Source organism: Lutimonas halocynthiae (assembly GCF_030409835.1).
GTDB classification, from domain to species: Bacteria; Bacteroidota; Bacteroidia; order Flavobacteriales; family Flavobacteriaceae; genus Lutimonas; species Lutimonas halocynthiae.
The window spans coordinates 1-827 of sequence record NZ_JAUFQO010000015.1; the positions used below are offsets into that span (position 1 = coordinate 1).

Below are 827 nucleotides of genomic sequence, written 5' to 3' on the forward strand. Positions count from 1 at the left end.
AACGTATTGGTTATGATTAGTTGTGGATTGATATAATATTACTTTCTATTTTCACTCTTACTTTTTTGACAATCTCAAACTCTGAGAAAACACTTGCAAAACAATTAATTATAACCGTTGTTGGGGCATTTATTTTATGAAACAGAAGTTAATTCTACTTTATCAATGAGCCATTTACCTTTTTCCTTTTTCAAAAACACCAGAAATCCTGAACCACATAGTCTTCCACAGTAAGACCATGCATTCATAGCTCCATATGTTTTTGCTGTATCAAAAACTATTGTAGAAAATCCTATTAACTCATAAATCCCAAGTTTATGCCATTGATTTTGGTCTAATGGCAGTTCGGAACCATATTTAAATCTAAAAAGTTTATTTTCTTGAAAGTCAGAAAGATCAATTCTATAAATCGCAGATCCATTTTCTGTATCCCATTCATATTCCTTATACTTCTTAGATTTTAAATAATTCAACAGATTTCTTTTTCTTGCATCATAAACCGTGTCGTGAATTGCAATATTAAGTTTTGAAGTATCATTTCTTACCGAATCTAAATTCCTCCTATATTCCAACAAGGTCTTTTTTAGAATCTGGGAGTGACTTTTTTTAATACTATCATTCATTACTATGCCATTGGATAATGGTGGTGGTGGTCTAAAGCCAACCCTTATTTCTGTATGCAGGGAATCAACCAATGCTAAAAAAATATCATCCATAACTTCTTTTTGACATTCCAATTCGCTCTTTTCTAAGGTGCAACTTGTGACAATCAGAATTAACAAGAAAATGATGGTTTTTTGCATGTGAATGATTTATTTGCCCCAACG

Annotated in this window: 1 protein-coding gene; it reads right to left on the reverse strand. The window is 31.4% G+C overall.

The features are described from left to right. Positions 1 to 134: 134 nt before the first annotated feature. Positions 135 to 716, reverse strand: a complete 582-nt coding sequence (locus QWY87_RS12870) for a hypothetical protein (protein ID WP_290291844.1) — start codon at positions 714 to 716, stop codon at positions 135 to 137. Positions 717 to 827 lie beyond the last annotated feature (111 nt).